We start from the raw sequence: 17,253 nt of genomic DNA on the forward strand, positions 1-17,253 counted from the left end.
GTTTTTGCAACTACAGCGTCTTTCGCATTGATAGTTTTTTCAACAAGGATATCTTTTGTTTGGGCAGGCGTATTTAGAGTCGTATCTTTCACTTCAGAAACTTCAGCTTTTACAGTATCTGAATGTGCTTTTGCTTGAGCAGCTGCATCGGCTTTTGCTTTAGCGGCAGCATCAGCTTTTTCTTTAGCCATTGCTTCAGCTTGTGCTTTAGCACTCGTTGCATTTGCTTTTACTTGTTCAGTTGCTTGTGTCGCTGAAGTTGTAACAGTCGTTTCAGCAAAAACAGGTGTGCAAGCCAAAATACTTGCAGCGATGATGGTTGTTTTTATGGTTTTCATAAATGACATTCCTCAGAGGTGAGGAGTACCGATTGTACCCCAGTAACAAGGCGGCAATATTAAAACTAAGCTTTTGATAAATGTGAAAAAGAGATGAAATTGATACATCTTGTCTACAACAAAGCTACAAATAAATGCAAAATTGATAACAGCTATATTTTATAAAATAGATAATATATTTCAATGGTTTAAATGAGTTATTTTATTTTTATAGTGATATTTCATTTACATAAAATTACAATATGATTTAAATGAAAGCAATGAAAAATCACGCTATTCATAGCACTAACAAAACAATATTTTTACATAATTTGATTGATCAAGACTTTGAAATGATGAGCTTTGTCCATTTTATTCAGTCAGCACCCATCATTATATTTACATCATTTGGGCTTTATTGTGGAATATCTTCTTTTTCAGTTGATGGCTGAGTTGCCTCAGTTGCTTTTGTTGTTTGTGGAAGCGGCAAAGATTTAAAAGAAATTTCTGGTTCTTCAGGCTCTGTCACATTTTGATTTTGCTGGATTGCACTAGTCGTATTTACTTGATTCGGAACAGGTGTTTCTAAGGGAATCGCTTGAGCTGTTGTATGACTTAATGTTTGCGATGTTGCTTGTGGAGCAGTCGTAATCGTTGATGAGTGGCTTAAACGACCGCGCTCAATCGGAACGCTGCCTTTATTGGTTCCGACAATAACATCACGAGTGTTATTTGCAGTTTCTGTAATTTTGTCCGCACCTCGTTGTAAACCTGCTTTGGCACGTTCACTTTGTTCTTCGGTATAGGTTTTGGCTTCTTGCCAAGTATCGTCAACTTTGGGTTTGATTTTGTCTATGCCACGTTCAGCCGCAGCACCCACACGTTCTGCTGTGTTTTGTACTTTCTCACCTGTTTTATGTGCTAAAACTTTGAAAATATTTGGGTTATCACCATAAGGTGGAGGTGTTTTACTATCTGTTGTGGTTTCCGCATAGAGTGAAGAAGTCGCTAAAAGTGCAGCACTGAGCGATAAAATTGTCATATTTTTCATTGTGGCGTGTTCCCTCATTTTCGTGGGTAAATACAGTTCTTGCTCAGCATCATACTGTGAAAAAAAGTGCTTAAATCGGTGCTGTAAGCAAACTTATACAGAGTAAAAACAAAGATGCTGTATAGTCTACATATCTAATAATATAATAGAGCAACTAAAAAGATAAAAATTATGAAAATTAAATATTTAAATGTATTTTGGTTAATCATCCCGATGTTGTTTTTACAACCGAGTTTTGCCTGTGCTTGTGGTGGTGAATATCCTCTAAGTCTGACCGATCAAATTTTAACTTGGATCGTAAAATTAGTTTTTTTGCTGATTTATTTGATTCCAACATTTTTCTTTGTAAAATTTTATAAAGTTTTTTCCTTAAAAATCATTCATATCATCATTCCTCATGTTTTTTTATTTTTAATGATTTGGCTGTTAAATAATACGGTTAATTTAGGGTTAATGAAAATCTATGACCAAATCCGAGATATTGTATCTCCCTTGTTGGTTGTTTCAATTGTCGGTATTGTAGGAATATTTTTGTGGTTCTATCCGATCATTTATATTTTACAGATGAAGCTAAAAAGAACGACTTTAAAGGTTTAATTTAAAATCGTTCTGTGATGACTGTTAGCATTTTGCTAAGTTTTCTGCTTTGAAATTCTTTTTCAGTAATTCAAAGTTTTTCACTTTTTCAGCATCATTTGGATCAAATACAGTTTGTTTGTTTTCTACTTCTGCATCGATATTTGAAAATGCGGAAATCAGTTGATCCCCTTTAAAGATCCAGTGTTCAGTCGCTTTGCCTGTTTCAAAGTTGCCTGTAAATTCGATCACGCAGTTGTCTTTTTGCTTAATAAGACGAGCAAGATTGTGTTTTGTCGATGGTTCAGCAGAGATGTTTTTGTGTTGTTCTAAGACGACAGGGGTGTTGGGATTTGTTGGGGTGGTTGAGCAAGCGGTGAGGGTGGCTGTGATGAAAATGGTCGATAAGATAATTTTTGCATTCATTTGCTTTTGGTCTTGGCTGAATCTGATGGATTGAGTTTATACAATCCATTGAGAAGATTCAGGTTTATTTGGTTTTAGATTGTTACTTTTATTTTATCTAATTTAAATTGCAAACCTAATTTTTATATTAGATATTATTTAAAAAAATACTAACAAGAGATAAAATATGAAAACTAACCATAATCATTATAAAAGAGGGATTTTGTTTTTAATCGCATTATATATTCCTGTGTTTGCACATGCTGATGGTGTGATACCAATGTGGTTTGTTTTCTTATCTGGAGTTTTTGTTTTAGGACTATGCGGTGTAATAATAATTATAACCTTTTATATTATCAAAAGATTTATTGAAATTCGTCGTGAAGAGATTGAAAAAGAAAAGAGACTAAAAAGAAGAGAGAAATGCAGAATCGTGAAAAATAATGTCAGTATTTCGATGGTTTTAATGTTCTTTCCTACACTTGCTTACGCTGATGGTGTGATGCCATTAGAAGGGATCATTGTATTTGGGCTAATTTTATTTGTCATTTTAATTTTTATTATTTACGGATTGGTTTGTTTATTAGCAAAAGTTGGAAATAAATCGAATGAAAATGAGTAAAATAACTTTAGCTCTAATTTTAATTTTTATAAATACTTTTGCTCATGCTGAAAGGGTTGCTCCTGTTTGGTGGATGTTTATAAATGGCTTTATTCTATTGGTTATCATTGCATTTTTTGTGTTGCTATTAAATGGAGCATTTAAGAAAGATAAAAGCAAGGATGATGATACTTAAAACTAAATCACTCATGGTCGATTACATAAAAATTTTAAGTAAATGATTGCTGATGATGACGTGTTTGTAAGCTGAGTAACTCAGGTTTTAAATGATTTAAATCTTCATCCAAACCAAGTTTTTTAGCAAGAGGATCAGTTGCAATAGTATTCTGCAAAAGACTTGAAGGTGAGAATCGTTCTGATAAATTCGTTGAATAGGCTTTTAGCTGAGTACGTCTAAACACAGAAGAGCATGAATAACGACTAAATTTTTCCAATAAAAAAACTAATCGACGTGTTTCTAAAGCATTGAGCTGAGAGACAGCAGTCGGTAAAAATTCTGAATACAGCAAAGCTTCAGCCACAGGCTTAACTTCCTCAAAAGTTGCAGAACTTAAAGAATGTGTGAGTAGTTGTTCTAGCTTAGTTTTAAACTCATGTTGATTCATCACCCTCTCACTTATTCAGATAGCTCAGATAACAACGAAATCATATAGTGAATATTCGATTCCAATTGTTCAGGAGTCGCATAATAGTCTTTAGCATTATTCGCTGAAATTTTAAACTGATCAAGTGAAAATTTTTTGAGCTTAAATAGGATTCGAATGTCTTCAATATCTCGATCAGACAGCCGTGCTAATTTTGAAATAGCGAGATCAAGCGCTGAAACCAAATAAACTTCTACAATACTTTCAGTGATGAGAGGAATAGTGCGGTCAATATAATCAGGATCAATAGAAGCTAAGGCTGTATTAAAACCACGATCAAACTCTAAATTCGTCTCTAAATTATTTTCATCAATATATTCAATATCATTTTGTTCAAGAAAAATGATGATGTCTTCTTTTTTTAATAAAGGAATTGCTTGAATTTCTGCATCAATATCATTGCTACCACGAGCATTGGTATGGATATGAAAAGCACAACCACCAAAAATATAAGCTTTTACAGCGCCATAAGGTAAATTTTGATGATTCGTAGAAATATAATTCTCAAGCTCATGAAAGAGCTTGAGAATCGCTTTACTCATTGGAGAATGAGTAAAGATTTCCATTAGTGCTGCAACACCGAAATATCCGCAACACTTGTAAACAAATCACGCAACTGCACAAGAATACGCAAACGATTTGCTTTCAACTCAGCATCTTCTGCCATCACCATAACACTGTCAAAGAAAGCATCAATCGGCGCACGTAACGCAGCAAGTTTAGACAGTGCTTCAGTATAATCTTTCGCAGCTAAAAGCGGTTGAACCACAGGAAGCAATTTTTGAATCTCGGCATAAAGTGCTTTTTCAGCATCTTCAACCAGTTTAGATTCAACAATTTCACCTGTAGGTGCAGCTTCTTTCGCCAAAATATTCGCAACACGTTTGTTTGCAGCAGCAAGCGCAGCAGCTTCAGGCAAGTCACGGAAATGATTTACTGCATTCACACGCTTATCAAAATCTAAAGGAGATTTTGGAGAAAGCGCTTGAACGGCTTGAATTACATCAACCGCAACGCCTTGATCTTCATACTTCGCACGGTAACGACCTTCAAGGAATGCAACCGCATCCGCCAAAGTCTTGTCATGATCTTTGATCACATCGCCATACGCAGCTAAAGCAAGTTTGATCAATTCTTCAATCGAAACATCAAGATTGTTTTCAGTCACTAAACGTAAGATACCAATCGCAGAACGACGTAAAGCAAACGGGTCTTTTGAACCAGTAGGTGCTTGTCCAATCCCAAAAATACCTGTGAGTGTATCTAAACGGTCGGCAAGAGCAATCGTTGTACCTGTCTTGGTTTGTGGTAAAACATCGCCTGCAAACTTAGGTAAATATTGCTCACCTAAAGCTTCTGCAACTTCATCATTCTCGCCTTCAATACGAGCGTAGTAAGTTCCCGCAATACCTTGAAGTTCAGGGAATTCACCCACGAGCTCAGATGTTAAGTCACATTTAGCAAGTAAAGCTGCTTTTTCAGCATCAGCAGGGTTTGCACCTGTGATTGCAGATAAAGCGATTGCCAATTTTGCAATACGTTCAGATTTATTCCAAAGCGTACCCAATTGAGCTTGGAACACCATATTGGCCAATTTCTCTTTACGAGATGCAAGCGGTTGCTTTTGATCTTGTAAGAAGAAGAATTCAGCATCAGACAAACGAGGACGTACAACTTTCTCATTCCCTTCAATGATTTGAGTTGGATCTTTAGACTCAATATTTGAAACAGTAATGAAGTAAGGTTGCAGTTTATTGTCCGCATTCACCAAACAGAAATACTTTTGGTTGTCCTGCATTGTTGTAATAAGAGCTTCTTGCGGAACAGCAAGGAAACGCTCTTCAAAACTTGCACGAAGCGCAACAGGCCATTCAACCAATGCAGTCACTTCATCACGTAAGTCAGCAGGCACAATCGCAATCGCATTCACTTCATCAGCAAGTGCTTTGACTTGTTGGTCAATAATGGCTTGGCGTTCTTCAAAAGAAGCCACAACATGCGCTGCTTTTAATTTTGCTAAATATTCATCTGCATTTGCCAAAGTAATCGCTTCAGGCGCATGGAAACGATGACCATACGTCACATTGCCCGCTTTGTGATCCTGAATGGTAGCATCAACAACATCATTATCTTTAAGCAACACAACCCATTTTACAGGACGTACAAATTCAGTACGGCTTGCCGCTGAACGCATACGTTTTGCAATTGGAAGATTGTCCAAAGCTGTTTGTAAAATTTGTGGCAATAAAACGTCAAGGCTTTGACCTTGAACATCTTTCAAATAGCACACTTTTTCAACTTTACCCGCTTGGAAAGTTGTTACTTGATCTACAGTGATGCCTTGACCACGCATAAAGCCTTCAAGTGCTTTGGTCGGTTTGCCTTCAGCATCAAAAGCCGCTTGTTTTGCAGGACCATCGAAACGTTTTTGAGTATCTGCTTGAGCAGCATCAACATTGACAATTTTCAATGCCAAACGACGTGGAGCTGCATAAGCTTCGATAGAATCAAATGCTAAACCTGCTTCGTTTAAACCTTTTACAGTTTCAGCTTGTAGCGCATCACGTAAAGTTTTTAAGCTTTTAGGCGGAAGTTCTTCACAGCCAAGTTCGAATAAAACGGTATGTTTAGACATTATTTATTCTCCTCAGCTTTTGCGTCGCTTTCAACTTGTGCTTTTAACTGTGCCAATACTTCATCACGTAAATGTGGTTCAGCCATTGGGAAACCAAGTTTTGCACGTGCAGCCACATAACTTTGTGCAATTGAGCGCGCCAAAGTACGAACACGTAAAATATAGCGTTGACGTTCAGTCACAGAAATCGCACCACGAGCATCCAACAAGTTAAAGCTGTGTGATGCTTTGATGACTTGTTCGTATGCAGGAAGTGGAAGTTCAGCTTCCATTAAGCGTGTTGCTTCTGCTTCATAGAAGTCGAAAAGCTCAAACATTTTTTCAACGTTGGCATATTCAAAGTTATAAGTCGATTGCTCAACTTCGTTTTGATGGAATACGTCACCATAAGTCACTGTACCAAACTGACCTTTGGTCCAAACCAAGTCGTAAACTGAATCTACGCCTTGGAGGTACATTGCTAGACGTTCAAGACCGTAAGTGATTTCACCTGTGACAGGGTAGCATTCAACACCACCGACTTGTTGGAAGTAAGTAAACTGAGTCACTTCCATACCGTTGAGCCAAACTTCCCAACCTAAGCCCCATGCACCAAGTGTTGGAGATTCCCAGTTGTCTTCAACAAAGCGAATGTCGTGGACAAGTGTGTCGATACCGATAGCTTTTAATGAATCCAAGTACAACTGTTGGATGTTGTCTGGGTTTGGCTTAAGCACCACTTGGAATTGGTAATAGTGCTGTAAACGGTTTGGGTTTTCACCATAACGACCATCTTTAGGACGGCGTGACGGTTGAACGTATGCTGCGTTCCATGTTTCAGGTCCAAGCGCACGTAAGAATGTTGCAGTGTGGAATGTCCCTGCACCCATTTCCATATCGTAAGGTTGTAACACGACGCAACCTTGTTCAGCCCAGTAGTTTTGTAAGGCTAAAATTAAGCCTTGGAATGTATCAATATGCGATATGGCGCGACTCATGCAGCATCCACTATAAGTATTAGAAAAATTGGTTCTCAGTATAAGGATTTTGGTGGGGAGTGGCAAAGGGTTCAAACAGGTTTTCGATCTGTAAAGTCGCCTTGAGATCCATTTCATTTACTGCTGATCAGAGAAATTGTGTGGATATAGGACAAATAGGTGATTCAGATGTATATTCTTCTGAAAATAACAACTGAATAAAGTGCTAAAGATGATTGAAAAATTAAAATGTGCATATTTGAAAATTGCATTCATGTTATATATCGCTTTGAGTAGCTCTGCATTTGCAGATAATGTGATGAATGCAAATCAAATGTTGCGATTAATGGCGAGTCATCAAGCAAGCTTTGAATATTGTAAAGCAAAATACCCACAGCAAATGACGGCAAGATTTGGTCAGGAAACTGATGCATTTGAGGCTTTAGTCAAAATAAACAGTTTTGATCAAGGCAGTGAAACTGTTTTTCGAAAGATGATTCATGATCAGCAGGATGAATTCAATAAAAATAAGAATATCATCAGCAAAGAAATTGCAGCTCAAACTTCAATCGATGATTCTGATCTTTGTTTTTGGTTTGTTGTGCAAAAAACAGGGGCGATGGCACAGGTGAATCAGATTGTTTATGATCCACAGCATTTAAAATTTTATTTACGCATTGAAAATCATTGGTTTGAGGGTGATATTGATGGATATGGGTTGACGGATTGTAGTTGTAATGAACAAAACGAGACCAACAAGGATGATGAAAATGAAAAAATAAAGCATAGAGAAAAATTAAAAGCTTTTATTCAAAAAGCCAAATTGGAAATGGGGAAAGGGACGAGTTTTTATATGTCGCACTATAACGAAAATGAAAGACAAGCCTATATTAACGTATCTACAGTCATTGAACATAAAAGTGATACGACTTCAGATCAAGGTGATGGTGATGATTTAGGATTGGAATTTAGAAATATTCAGCCTATTCAAAGCCTTCCTGCAAATGTTGAGTATGTGAGTTTTTTTGATGTGACTGGAGAGCTGTATTATGAGTGCAAGATTAATTATATAAATTCGTCACTTACGACTTGTTTTGATGAGTTAATAAAGTAAGGTTAATCTTTAATGATGTATCTAACCAATTATGAAAAGAAATTCCAACGTTGGCAGAGCTATACAGAACTGCCATTTGGCTTGGATTTTTTAACCGATGAATTTGAGATTGAAAAGTATTTAGCTGAACGGACAACTTTTTTAAAAGGTTTTGAGGCGACTGAATTTGCTCGATTGTTTTTTAAGGAAATGCCAAGGACTTTTAAGTATGAGCAATTTTTAAGTATTGTGGATGGCTGGAATTCAGATAAAGAAATTGCCAAAGTCAGGGATTGGTTATTTGAACTCAAAATTCCTTTCGATCAAGATATTTATATGCTCTATGATGAAAATGTCATCAAAACAAAGTGGAAGGTCTTTGTTAAATATTGGGATGTTTTTAGTTGGTCAGTCGGTTTTAGCTTAAATATTGTTGATCAGACAAGAAGCTGGATGTTGGAAGTACATCATGAAGATGTTCTGACCTTTTACTCGATGGAAAGCAAATGAATTATTTAGAAATTATTGGTAAAAATTTAGTCCATGAAATAAGGGTACAGGATTATATTGACTGGGCTGTTTTGAAACTTGAACAAGGTTTTGAAACAGAGTCTATTATTGCTTTAGTTTCTTTAATGTTGGAAGTATTCCCTGAAATCGATATTGCCGAACAATATTTTACTCAGTCGATTGACGAATTGGGCTTGCCGTTTCCCAATGATAAAAAAGCGATTTATGCATATTTACATTTTTATTGTGATGAAGTGATTCTTGGGAAAATTGAACCTGAAAAAGCGGTTCATGTTTTAAGTGAAATATGTGAAAACATAAATTTAAATTTAAATCAAAAATTTAATAACGTTTACCATCCGATCATGGCGATTTGGTATTACTTCGAAGAAGATTTGTATTTGATGTCTATCGATGAATATGCAATTTTTAATACAGGACTAAATCAATGGAATATTGACGATTATATTTTAAAAGTTGTTCACCAATTTCAATATATATTGTCAATGAATTTACCTCCTGATTTCATGACAGTTTCTCTTCAAGTTGGAAACGTAGAGTGGGATATGAGGGATTATGAAGGGCGAGTTCAGTATTTGAAAAATACCAATTAAAACTTAATTTTTAACCCATACTCTTTTTTCAAAGCCAATAGCGCTTCAGCATTGCCTTTGGCATCATCGACAGGATTGTGCGTATGTGCGGTTTTACGCAAATGCTTAAAACTTTGAAAAGTATCTTTGACTACGCCTTTATATAAACTGCCTAAATTTTGTGAGCTAAATCCAAAAGGATTACTGCCTGTAAAATGGTGAAAGTACCAACAGACAAACATCCAATCAAAACCATTATTATCACTGATAAAAATCGGACGATCTTTGCTGACTTTGGCGATCCATTTCGCAAAGCCTTTCATCACATGCTCAGGGTTGTTAAAACTTAAAGTTTCCTCACGACTAAAGCCTGAAACTGCCAACGCCTGTGGAATATAATTTTCTGAAATGGGTTTAAGTAAGCCATAAAATTGTTGATGTAAATTATCCTCAACTAACACAGCACCGAGTGCAATCATTGAATAGTCACCAGGAATAGGTCCATCAGCTTCGATGTCGACCATGATATATGCCATTTATTTTCCTTTTATATTGTTAACGTTGTTTTTGAAATATACTGTTGATACAGGATACAACATTAAGTCTTTGTCTTTGGACGATTTCTGTAATCATGCCATTTTAAAAATAACCAGAAAGTGAAAGCAGTTGAACTTGTAAAAATAAAAATTGGATTGAAAATGAATAGCTTTTTAAACTCAATGAGAGTATTGGGTAAATCATGGTCGATGAAATAACTTCCTAATAAGACCAATAGAATTGCTGAAAAATAAGCAATGCAGAGAAGAAGGAAAAAATGAATTTTCTTATATTTATTGAGCCAATACAGCAGAGCAAATAGCGCAGTCCCCAAGATAAAAACATAAAATAAATATGCAAATAATAGAAGCTTAAGCATATACAATAAGTTGCTATGACCCTCGTAGTTATCAAAAAAAGTAGGACTTGTGAATATTGGATAAAGGAAATAAATCATCAGAACGGGGATTGGTGCGATGAGCAATCCAACGATCAGTGTTAAGTTTTGATAAGATTTTTGCATTGTTCTAATTTTTCACTTATACATATTTGTCTGAATTTAAGTCATTTTAGAATAAGATCAAATGCAAAAACAGCATAAAAATACCCTTTGGCTCAGCCTTTTACTGCTTGTACTCGCCGTGATTTCTATTCCTGCGTTGCATTTACTGAAAACCAAACTCAATGAACATCCAAAGATTGAGCAGATGCCTAGTGGCTATCGTGATGATGTCAGCCAACTGAATAAAACCAAAGTACATAAAATCGTAGATGTTGCAGAAGATCCCGTTGCCATGCAAAAACAACTTAAGGAAATGTTGATTTATGCCAAGCAACATCATTTAAAAGTGTCAATTTCAGGGGCAAAGCACAGTATGGGCGGGCATACCATTTACCCTGATGGTATTGCACTCAATATGTTGCCTTATAATCACATGAATTTAGATGAACAATCCAATATTTTAAGCATAGGTTCAGGCGCAACATGGCAACAAGCACTGCAATATTTAGATGGTTTTGGTAAATCCATTGCTGTGATGCAGTCTTTTAGTGATTTTTCAATCGGCGGTTCATTGAGTGTCAATGGGCATGGTTGGCAGAAAAATGCCCCACCGATTTCCTCAAGTGTGCAGTCATTTAGCTTGATGAAAGCCAATGGTGAAATTGTCAATTGTAGCCGCAGTGAAAATCCTGAACTATTTAAATTAGTGATTGGAGGCTATGGTTTATTTGGCATTATTTTAGATTTGAAAATAAAAGTGGTGGACAATGCCACATTAAAATTTCACTCTGTTGCAATAGATCCACAGCAATATACTGAAAATTATCAAAAATTAGTCAGTGCAAATCCACAAGTACAGTTTGCCTATGGACGTTTACGTATTTCGGATAAACATTTTTTAGAACAAGCTACTTTAAACTATTTTACCAAAACAGATGAAAAACCAATGCCACTTGTGCAACAGCAAAGTAAAAATGCTGAAGTTAGACGTATTGTGTTTCGTGGTTCAGTAGATAATGAATACGGCAAACGTTTACGTTGGGATTTGGAAAGTAGTTTAAATAAAGTTTCGCCTTATGCTGTGTTTAGTCGTAATGAAATATTGGCTGAACAAGCGGCTTTGATTGAAAATAAAGATCCAAATTCAACTGATTTATTACATGAATATTTTATTCCAAAGCAACATTTGGCAGCATTTATTCAAGATTTAAAACCGATTTTAAAAGATTCAAAAGTTGATTTACTCAATATCACCATTCGGGAAATTCAGCAGGATCAAGATGCTTTTATGAACTATGCTCGTGAAGATGTATTTGGTTTGGTATTTTTATTTAACCAAAAGAAAACCGCTGAGCAAGAGCAGGCAATGCAAACATTAACCAATCAAATTTTGGATGCTGCATTGAAAAATAAAGGGACTTATTATTTACCATATCGCTTGCATATTAGTCGTGAAAAAATGCGTTTGGCTTATCCGCAAGCCGATGAATTTTTTCGTTTGAAGCAAAAATATGATGCTGATGAGATATTGAGTAATCGTTTTTATGAGCATTATCGTTGAGTAAGCTTTGATGAAGAAATTGAAAAAATACTTTTTGTATTTGATGATTGCTTTAGTATTTACTCAAATACCTCGAAAAAGCATAGGATTATGTCATGAGGTTGATATTCAAGTGCCTTGTGAACTGGTTGCCGCAGGTTTCCCCTTTATTTATATTGTAGATCTTGATGGTATTTCTCCTGTGGGAAGTGTGGAAACAAATCCTTTATTTCTGCTTGCAGGCGAGGATCATTTTATTTGGATAGGTTTTATATCATCGGTTTTATTTTGGTGGATTATGATTCTGGTTGTTCATAAACTTTATAAGATGTTTGAAAAATTAAATTTAATGAAATAGTAAATCTTAGAAAATAATTAAGTAAGCGGTTCTTACTGAAACGACCAGCTTAATATTTTGAAAATTGCCTCAAAAAATAAAAAATGAATAAAGTATGATGACTTCTTTATTGTTATGTTATAACATTTCATAAAATTAAAGAACACTCATTTTGAGGACATAACAATGTTAAAAACGTTAAAAACCCAACATACACTGGGAATTGTGCTGAGTAGTGTTTTGCTAACCGCATGTGGGGGGAGTTCATCAGACTCATCTTCAAAACCAGAGCCTATAAAACCAACACCACCAAAACCAACGGTGGTGCAACAGGGACGTTTGGTGATTGCCAATGCAGACCTGTGCGCCCTTTGCTGACGGTTTATGATCTAAATGATCAAAAAAATATCCATACAACAGCGCTAACCACAGTGCCAAATGCAATGTATAGCAGCCCTGAAAATCGTTTTGCTGTGCTATTGGGACGTACTGACAATGTTGTAAACTTTGTTGATGGTGGAATTTTTAATAAAAATAATGTGTTGCAGAAAAATTCACCGCATGTATTGGCATTTAAACTTACTGGTGCAGCACCAACACATTATCGTGCATACAATGGTTTGGCGACGATTTTCTATGATGGTAATGAAAAAGAAAGTTCAAAATTTGAAGCATTTCGTGACAGTGATATTGAAAAGCAAAGTGTGGCGAAGCAAAGTTTACCCAAACAACATCATGGTGTTGCAGAGCCACGTGGAGGCTATGTATTAAGTACATATTTACCGCAAGATTCGGATGTGCTCAGTATTGTTAAAAGTTATGAATTGCACGGAGACCATTTCCATGTAGAGCAGACTTTAAAAAATCCGTGCCATAAACTGCATGGTGCGGGTTCTAATACAGAATATGCTGCATTTGGTTGTGAAGATGGTGTACTTGTCGTAGAACAAAAAGGTAATCAATTTACAGATCAAAAAGTCCTAATTGATCAGCGTATTAGTAGTATTGTAGGACATGTAAAACTCGATAAATTTGCAGGTTTTGCTTCAGGAACTGGAGATTTGTTTATTATCGATCCTAAAAATCGCAATGCAACGACTCTAAATTGGGCACAAGGTGCAAAAGATCTAGAGGGGGCTAACGTTGTCAAACGCTTACAGCATGTTATGAGTAGCTCGGGTCAGGCATTGTTGATTTTGGACAATACAGGTGTGCTGCATATTATTGATACAGCAACATGGACAGTGAAAGCAAAATTAAAAGTGATCGAAAAAGTTGAGATTGATGAACTGCAAAAAAGTCGTTTAGTGGCAAATGCTAGTACTGATACCGTTTTTATCAATGATACACATGCCAAGAAAATTATAGAAATTGATATAAAAACGGCAAAAGTGAAACAAAGCATTCAATTGGCTGATGTACCTCATAGTTTTACTTGGGTTGGTGTTGCTGCAAAATAATTTGAGTGAATCAATCATTAGGGGGAATAAGTTAGATGATTCGCTTATTCCCCCTGTTCTTGAATCAGTTTTTTACTTGGTAAATTAAGCCATTTTAATATTCCCCAATAACAACAACCCGCAAAGATCCCAATCAAATAAAAATACCAATCACTGAATAATGTCCAAAGTGGATGGGGTAAAGACTGAGTAAAAATTAAATAGCCAATGATGGTCACAATCAACCACATTAAAATCGCACCTAAAACAATTGTGATCAGATTTAAGTTGTTTTTTCGAGCGAGAAAAATTGAAATTGCATAAGCGATAGGGAGAATGACACTACAAAAAGCAATATAAATGACTGTATTAAAAACAACGACAACAATAAGAGAATCTAGGTCATAAGCTCGATTGCTACTGATAAACAGTATCGATAATAAGAGTTGTGGAATGAGAGGCGTGATCAGTAATGCATTTAGAATGTGCTTGGTTGTGTATTGGGACATAGCAAAACAACGGGAAATAGAACATAATTTCATCATGCACAAATACATAAAATTTGCGAGGCATTTTAAAAAATAAAAAACATATAGGAAATGAATGTACTAAAATGTAGTCGAAAAATTCATGGATTTAAGATGTATAGAAAATGCATCTTATGAGAATAACATCGTATAATTTGTCACTTCTATGTGCCAAAACAAAGGAATATCGTGTTTCATACTCAATTGGAATGGCTAAATACCCTCAAACCTAATTTTAAAGTGTTGCCACTTAAAGACCGATTGTTATGCGGAATAGGTGCGCTACTGGGTCTAGCAATATCATCACTGATCAGTTGGTATGTACTCGGTGACTTTAATGCATGGTATATCGCTCCAATGGGCGCATCTTCAGTGCTACTTTTTGCCGTACCTGCAAGCCCTTTGGCACAACCTTGGAATATGGTGGTAGGCAATACCATTGCAGGGATTATAGGGGTAACTTGCGCACTATTCATTTCCAATCAAACAGAAGCATTTAGTATCGCCGTTGCTTTGGCGATTTTTCTGATGATGACGACAGATTCATTGCATCCACCGAGTGGGGCAGTGGCGATTACAGCAGTATTGGGCGGTGAGCCAGTTCATCAATTAGGTTACCATTTTATTTTCTATCCTGTGTTGTTGAATTCAGTTTTACTTTTGATTATTGCGATTATTTTTAATCGCATATTAGGCAAACAATATCCACAGGTTGCACAGATCAATACGCGTTCTAAAGATCCAACACCAACGCAAAAAGTCACTATTCAACCGCAAGATATTCAAGATGTACTCGATCAACAAACCCAGTTATTAGATATTAGCGAATATGATTTACAAAAAATTATTTTAGAAGCGCAAGAAAAAGCCAACGCACGTGCAGTACATCAGTTTTTATGCCAAGACATTATGACTAAAGATGTAATTAGCTTGTCCGAAAATGAAGATATTCAAGATGCTTTGATTAAGTTTAAACAAGTGAATTTGATGAGTTTGCCTGTCATAGATACAGCACACAGATTGGTGGGGACATTGGCACTTTATGATGTAGTGGAATGGTTTAAACGTGCAGCAGACCCTAGAGCATCATGGGAACATCAGGTGAAGCAAATTATGAATCGTCAGGTGGTGACGGTACAGCCAATCCAGCCAATCCAAGACCTTGTGCCGTATTTTGTTGAACGTTCTTTTAATTATATTGCGGTGATTGAAGAACAGAAATTGGTCGGAATTATTAGCCGTGCAGATATGATTGCTGCATTACAACAACAGTTAAACACTTTGAAAAATGCATAAAATTAAAATTTAGATATAAAAAACGCTACGACAGTTTAGGGGGATATACTGTCATAGCGGTAAAAAAGAAACAGATTGTCAGAACAATAATCTATGGATTATTTAAACTTTTCGTTCTGTACAGTACGAATCGGTTGTTGGTATGTACTTGAATAAGGTGAATTTAATTGCAAATCTTGTTTAGGGATCAGCAACCAAAGTACTAAATAAACAATAACCCCTGGAAAAGCCGCACTTAGACATGAAACCAATATAAAAATAATGCGAAGTAATGTGACATTCCAACCAAAACGCTCAGCAATACCGCCCATTACACCGGCGATCATATTATGTCGGTTAGAACGATATAAACCAGATTTGGCCATGAACTATTTCTCCTAAAAAATGATTCAGTAAGGAAAATACCTTTAATTTATATATTGGGTGATTTGCTTATTTTTAAAGGAAATATTTTTGATTGATTGTGTGTTTTATGTAAATAAATTCAAGTGAAATATCATTCATTGGATTTCAAATATTTTTAATCTTGAATGTAATCTAATGATTTGAATTGTTGTGCATTTTTGTAACAATGTTCTGAGATCAATTTATAGTTCTTAGAAAAATAAATATCATAGCAGCATTCATTATTAAAATTTTAAACCTAAATTTTGGTTTATCAACATGAAATTGTTTATGAGCGTTCAACAACATTTACTTAAATCATGTGGGGTTGCAGCCTGTCTTTTGCTTACAGCATGTGATTCCCCACAGCAAAATATAGATCAAACGGTTTCTGATGCGACTGCAAATACTGCTGAGTTTAAAGTAGAAAAACAAGAGGGAAAGCGTCTGACTGAGGTTGCAGGCAGGACGGCACTTCCTCAAGCACAACTAGCAGAATCTGAAAATATCTCACCTGTTGTGTCTAAAGTCTCAGAACCTTATATTGGGCGTTATCATGTTGTGGTGGATTGCCATGAAAAATTTGCGTTGTGTGAAAAGGGTAATGCTGAATTTGTGATTAATTTACTCAAAGATGGTACATCACATCGAACCTTGATCTATATGGGTAAAATGAGTTATGAAAAGAAGTCCAATCAGACAGAGCGTGTATATCAACAAAACACATGGCGATTTAATCCTGAAACACATCAAATCGAAGTGCAGCGCGCAGAGGGAGTAGACTTTTATTATGATGTGAATGCTGATGGTGACTTAGTAATTGATTTAGAAAAAATATATGCCAATAATCAAATTGAAAATGATCAATTTATAGATGGAACTTATGTTCCTACCCAAGCATATGTATTGAAAAAATTTACAATTAAAGAATAAAACTAAAATATGGTGGGTTGTGTGGGGTTCGAACCCACGACCAATAGATTAAGAGTCTACTGCTCTACCAACTGAGCTAACAACCCTGAGTGAGGATTAACGAAACAAAGTTTCGTTCGAACGCAAGAGAAAATCTGTGATTTTCTATCGTTATATGCAAAGGTTATATTTTGTTTAGGTGCAAAAAATCAGTGATTTTTTAAAGGCGCATGAAACACATATACTTTGCAACATCGATGTAGCAAAATTTCGAGAATGGCGAAGCATCTGAAAGGAGATGTTAGGTCTTGGTCGGAACTTGCAGGTTTCATTTCTATTGTCGTACTGAAGTAGTACAGAAAGAAGCCCTAAGAAAG

At 35.8% G+C, this 17,253-nt stretch carries 22 protein-coding genes and 1 tRNA gene; 12 read left to right on the plus strand and 11 right to left on the minus strand.

Annotated elements, in window-relative coordinates:
• A partial coding sequence (locus AVJ19_RS17865; protein WP_213067254.1) for a hypothetical protein occupies positions 1–338 on the minus strand: 338 nt, incomplete at its 3' end.
• Between the two features lie 394 nt (positions 339–732).
• Entirely contained in the window at positions 733–1,368 is a 636-nt protein-coding gene (locus tag AVJ19_RS17870) for a hypothetical protein (protein WP_111860976.1), read from the minus strand.
• Positions 1,369–1,539: 171 nt separating this feature from the next.
• Between AVJ19_RS17870 and AVJ19_RS17875 the strand changes: the two genes are divergently transcribed.
• Positions 1,540–1,965, plus strand: a complete 426-nt coding sequence (locus tag AVJ19_RS17875) for a hypothetical protein (protein ID WP_111860977.1) — start codon at positions 1,540–1,542, stop codon at positions 1,963–1,965.
• A gap of 24 nt (positions 1,966–1,989) precedes the next feature.
• Here the strand turns inward: AVJ19_RS17875 and AVJ19_RS17880 are convergent, their stop codons facing one another.
• The gene (locus tag AVJ19_RS17880; protein ID WP_111860978.1) at positions 1,990–2,370 is read right to left on the minus strand and encodes a hypothetical protein; all 381 of its coding nucleotides are present in this window, start codon (positions 2,368–2,370) and stop codon (positions 1,990–1,992) included.
• Positions 2,371–2,536: 166 nt separating this feature from the next.
• Between AVJ19_RS17880 and AVJ19_RS17885 the strand changes: the two genes are divergently transcribed.
• The gene (locus tag AVJ19_RS17885) at positions 2,537–2,971 is read left to right on the plus strand and encodes a hypothetical protein (protein ID WP_111860979.1); all 435 of its coding nucleotides are present in this window, start codon (positions 2,537–2,539) and stop codon (positions 2,969–2,971) included.
• Complete coding sequence (locus tag AVJ19_RS17890) at positions 2,958–3,146, plus strand: hypothetical protein (RefSeq protein ID WP_111860980.1); 189 nt, start codon at positions 2,958–2,960, stop codon at positions 3,144–3,146. The genes AVJ19_RS17885 and AVJ19_RS17890 overlap by 14 nt, the downstream gene beginning before the upstream one ends.
• A gap of 34 nt (positions 3,147–3,180) precedes the next feature.
• Here the strand turns inward: AVJ19_RS17890 and AVJ19_RS17895 are convergent, their stop codons facing one another.
• Genes AVJ19_RS17895 through glyQ form a run of 4 tightly spaced genes read right to left on the minus strand, consistent with a single transcriptional unit; the run spans position 3,181 to position 7,227 of the window.
• Entirely contained in the window at positions 3,181–3,576 is a 396-nt protein-coding gene (locus AVJ19_RS17895) for a hypothetical protein (RefSeq protein WP_111860981.1), read from the minus strand.
• Between the two features lie 11 nt (positions 3,577–3,587).
• Positions 3,588–4,181, minus strand: a complete 594-nt coding sequence (locus AVJ19_RS17900) for a DUF6036 family nucleotidyltransferase (protein ID WP_111860982.1) — start codon at positions 4,179–4,181, stop codon at positions 3,588–3,590.
• Entirely contained in the window at positions 4,181–6,250 is a 2,070-nt protein-coding gene (gene glyS, locus AVJ19_RS17905) for a glycine--tRNA ligase subunit beta (protein WP_111860983.1), read from the minus strand. The genes AVJ19_RS17900 and glyS overlap by 1 nt, the downstream gene beginning before the upstream one ends.
• Positions 6,250–7,227: a glycine--tRNA ligase subunit alpha gene (gene glyQ / locus AVJ19_RS17910; RefSeq protein ID WP_065995537.1), complete on the minus strand. Its 978-nt coding sequence runs from the start codon at positions 7,225–7,227 to the stop codon at positions 6,250–6,252. Before glyQ ends, glyS begins: the two co-directional genes overlap by 1 nt.
• A 211-nt stretch (positions 7,228–7,438) precedes the next feature.
• Here glyQ and AVJ19_RS17915 point away from each other — a divergent pair, with 211 nt between their 5' ends.
• The 3 genes from AVJ19_RS17915 to AVJ19_RS17925 are packed head-to-tail and all read left to right on the plus strand — an operon-like array spanning position 7,439 to position 9,423.
• Positions 7,439–8,320 (plus strand): hypothetical protein, encoded by an 882-nt coding sequence (locus tag AVJ19_RS17915; protein ID WP_111860984.1) that lies wholly within the window; start codon positions 7,439–7,441, stop codon positions 8,318–8,320.
• A 12-nt stretch (positions 8,321–8,332) separates the two neighbouring features.
• Positions 8,333–8,809, plus strand: coding sequence for a hypothetical protein (locus AVJ19_RS17920; protein ID WP_228203400.1), 477 nt, complete (start codon positions 8,333–8,335; stop codon positions 8,807–8,809).
• Positions 8,806–9,423 carry a hypothetical protein gene (locus AVJ19_RS17925; RefSeq protein ID WP_111860985.1) on the plus strand — a complete coding sequence of 206 codons (618 nt, stop codon included), beginning with the start codon at positions 8,806–8,808 and terminating at the stop codon, positions 9,421–9,423. The genes AVJ19_RS17920 and AVJ19_RS17925 overlap by 4 nt, the downstream gene beginning before the upstream one ends.
• Here the strand turns inward: AVJ19_RS17925 and AVJ19_RS17930 are convergent.
• Positions 9,420–9,938, minus strand: coding sequence for a 3'-5' exoribonuclease (locus AVJ19_RS17930; RefSeq protein WP_111860986.1), 519 nt, complete (start codon positions 9,936–9,938; stop codon positions 9,420–9,422). The genes AVJ19_RS17925 and AVJ19_RS17930 overlap by 4 nt on opposite strands.
• Before the next feature lie 585 nt (positions 9,939–10,523).
• Here AVJ19_RS17930 and AVJ19_RS17940 point away from each other — a divergent pair.
• The 4 genes from AVJ19_RS17940 (at position 10,524) to AVJ19_RS17950 (ending at position 13,778) form a co-directional block, all read left to right on the plus strand.
• Positions 10,524–12,002, plus strand: coding sequence for an FAD-binding oxidoreductase (locus AVJ19_RS17940; protein ID WP_111860988.1), 1,479 nt, complete (start codon positions 10,524–10,526; stop codon positions 12,000–12,002).
• Positions 12,003–12,012: 10 nt separating this feature from the next.
• Positions 12,013–12,339, plus strand: a complete 327-nt coding sequence (locus tag AVJ19_RS17945; protein ID WP_111860989.1) for a hypothetical protein — start codon at positions 12,013–12,015, stop codon at positions 12,337–12,339.
• 165 nt (positions 12,340–12,504) lie between these two features.
• Positions 12,505–12,696 carry a hypothetical protein gene (locus AVJ19_RS22815; RefSeq protein WP_322873951.1) on the plus strand — a complete coding sequence of 64 codons (192 nt, stop codon included), beginning with the start codon at positions 12,505–12,507 and terminating at the stop codon, positions 12,694–12,696.
• A complete protein-coding gene (locus AVJ19_RS17950) occupies positions 12,681–13,778 on the plus strand; it encodes a hypothetical protein (RefSeq protein ID WP_322873952.1) in 1,098 nt (365 codons plus the stop codon). Before AVJ19_RS22815 ends, AVJ19_RS17950 begins: the two co-directional genes overlap by 16 nt.
• A 44-nt stretch (positions 13,779–13,822) precedes the next feature.
• On the opposite strand, the gene AVJ19_RS17955 is transcribed toward AVJ19_RS17950, so the two are convergent.
• Positions 13,823–14,266 carry a hypothetical protein gene (locus AVJ19_RS17955; protein WP_111860990.1) on the minus strand — a complete coding sequence of 148 codons (444 nt, stop codon included), beginning with the start codon at positions 14,264–14,266 and terminating at the stop codon, positions 13,823–13,825.
• Positions 14,267–14,473: 207 nt separating this feature from the next.
• On the opposite strand from AVJ19_RS17955, the gene AVJ19_RS17960 reads away from it, so the two are divergent.
• A complete protein-coding gene (locus tag AVJ19_RS17960; protein ID WP_111860991.1) occupies positions 14,474–15,580 on the plus strand; it encodes an HPP family protein in 1,107 nt (368 codons plus the stop codon).
• Positions 15,581–15,678: 98 nt separating this feature from the next.
• On the opposite strand, the gene AVJ19_RS17965 is transcribed toward AVJ19_RS17960, so the two are convergent.
• Entirely contained in the window at positions 15,679–15,945 is a 267-nt protein-coding gene (locus AVJ19_RS17965; protein WP_111860992.1) for a PspC domain-containing protein, read from the minus strand.
• 310 nt (positions 15,946–16,255) lie between these two features.
• Here AVJ19_RS17965 and AVJ19_RS17970 point away from each other — a divergent pair, with 310 nt between their 5' ends.
• A complete protein-coding gene (locus tag AVJ19_RS17970) occupies positions 16,256–16,897 on the plus strand; it encodes a hypothetical protein (protein ID WP_162626645.1) in 642 nt (213 codons plus the stop codon).
• Positions 16,898–16,907: 10 nt separating this feature from the next.
• Here the strand turns inward: AVJ19_RS17970 and AVJ19_RS17975 are convergent.
• A tRNA-Lys gene (locus tag AVJ19_RS17975) sits at positions 16,908–16,983 on the minus strand.
• Positions 16,984–17,253: the final 270 nt, after the last annotated feature.

It is taken from the genome of Acinetobacter sp. CFCC 10889 (genome assembly GCF_003268395.1).
Lineage (GTDB): Bacteria > Pseudomonadota > Gammaproteobacteria > Pseudomonadales > Moraxellaceae > Acinetobacter.

Excerpts from the sequence above, each read along its gene's own strand:
- AVJ19_RS17895 (WP_111860981.1), bottom strand. The coding sequence starts at position 3,576 with ATGAATCAACATGAGTTTAAAACTAAGCTAGAACAACTACTCACACAT.
- glyS (WP_111860983.1), bottom strand. The coding sequence starts at position 6,250 with ATGTCTAAACATACCGTTTTATTCGAACTTGGCTGTGAAGAACTTCCG.
- AVJ19_RS17885 (WP_111860979.1), top strand. The coding sequence starts at position 2,537 with ATGAAAACTAACCATAATCATTATAAAAGAGGGATTTTGTTTTTAATC.
- AVJ19_RS17920 (WP_228203400.1), top strand. The coding sequence starts at position 8,333 with ATGATGTATCTAACCAATTATGAAAAGAAATTCCAACGTTGGCAGAGC.
- AVJ19_RS17890 (WP_111860980.1), top strand. The coding sequence starts at position 2,958 with ATGAAAATGAGTAAAATAACTTTAGCTCTAATTTTAATTTTTATAAAT.
- AVJ19_RS17930 (WP_111860986.1), bottom strand. The coding sequence starts at position 9,938 with ATGGCATATATCATGGTCGACATCGAAGCTGATGGACCTATTCCTGGT.
- AVJ19_RS17945 (WP_111860989.1), top strand. The coding sequence starts at position 12,013 with ATGAAGAAATTGAAAAAATACTTTTTGTATTTGATGATTGCTTTAGTA.
- AVJ19_RS17870 (WP_111860976.1), bottom strand. The coding sequence starts at position 1,368 with ATGAAAAATATGACAATTTTATCGCTCAGTGCTGCACTTTTAGCGACT.
- glyQ (WP_065995537.1), bottom strand. The coding sequence starts at position 7,227 with ATGAGTCGCGCCATATCGCATATTGATACATTCCAAGGCTTAATTTTA.
- AVJ19_RS17915 (WP_111860984.1), top strand. The coding sequence starts at position 7,439 with ATGATTGAAAAATTAAAATGTGCATATTTGAAAATTGCATTCATGTTA.
- AVJ19_RS17970 (WP_162626645.1), top strand. The coding sequence starts at position 16,256 with ATGAGCGTTCAACAACATTTACTTAAATCATGTGGGGTTGCAGCCTGT.
- AVJ19_RS17940 (WP_111860988.1), top strand. The coding sequence starts at position 10,524 with ATGCAAAAACAGCATAAAAATACCCTTTGGCTCAGCCTTTTACTGCTT.
- AVJ19_RS17965 (WP_111860992.1), bottom strand. The coding sequence starts at position 15,945 with ATGGCCAAATCTGGTTTATATCGTTCTAACCGACATAATATGATCGCC.
- AVJ19_RS17900 (WP_111860982.1), bottom strand. The coding sequence starts at position 4,181 with ATGGAAATCTTTACTCATTCTCCAATGAGTAAAGCGATTCTCAAGCTC.
- AVJ19_RS17880 (WP_111860978.1), bottom strand. The coding sequence starts at position 2,370 with ATGAATGCAAAAATTATCTTATCGACCATTTTCATCACAGCCACCCTC.
- AVJ19_RS17955 (WP_111860990.1), bottom strand. The coding sequence starts at position 14,266 with ATGTCCCAATACACAACCAAGCACATTCTAAATGCATTACTGATCACG.
- AVJ19_RS17925 (WP_111860985.1), top strand. The coding sequence starts at position 8,806 with ATGAATTATTTAGAAATTATTGGTAAAAATTTAGTCCATGAAATAAGG.
- AVJ19_RS17875 (WP_111860977.1), top strand. The coding sequence starts at position 1,540 with ATGAAAATTAAATATTTAAATGTATTTTGGTTAATCATCCCGATGTTG.
- AVJ19_RS22815 (WP_322873951.1), top strand. The coding sequence starts at position 12,505 with ATGTTAAAAACGTTAAAAACCCAACATACACTGGGAATTGTGCTGAGT.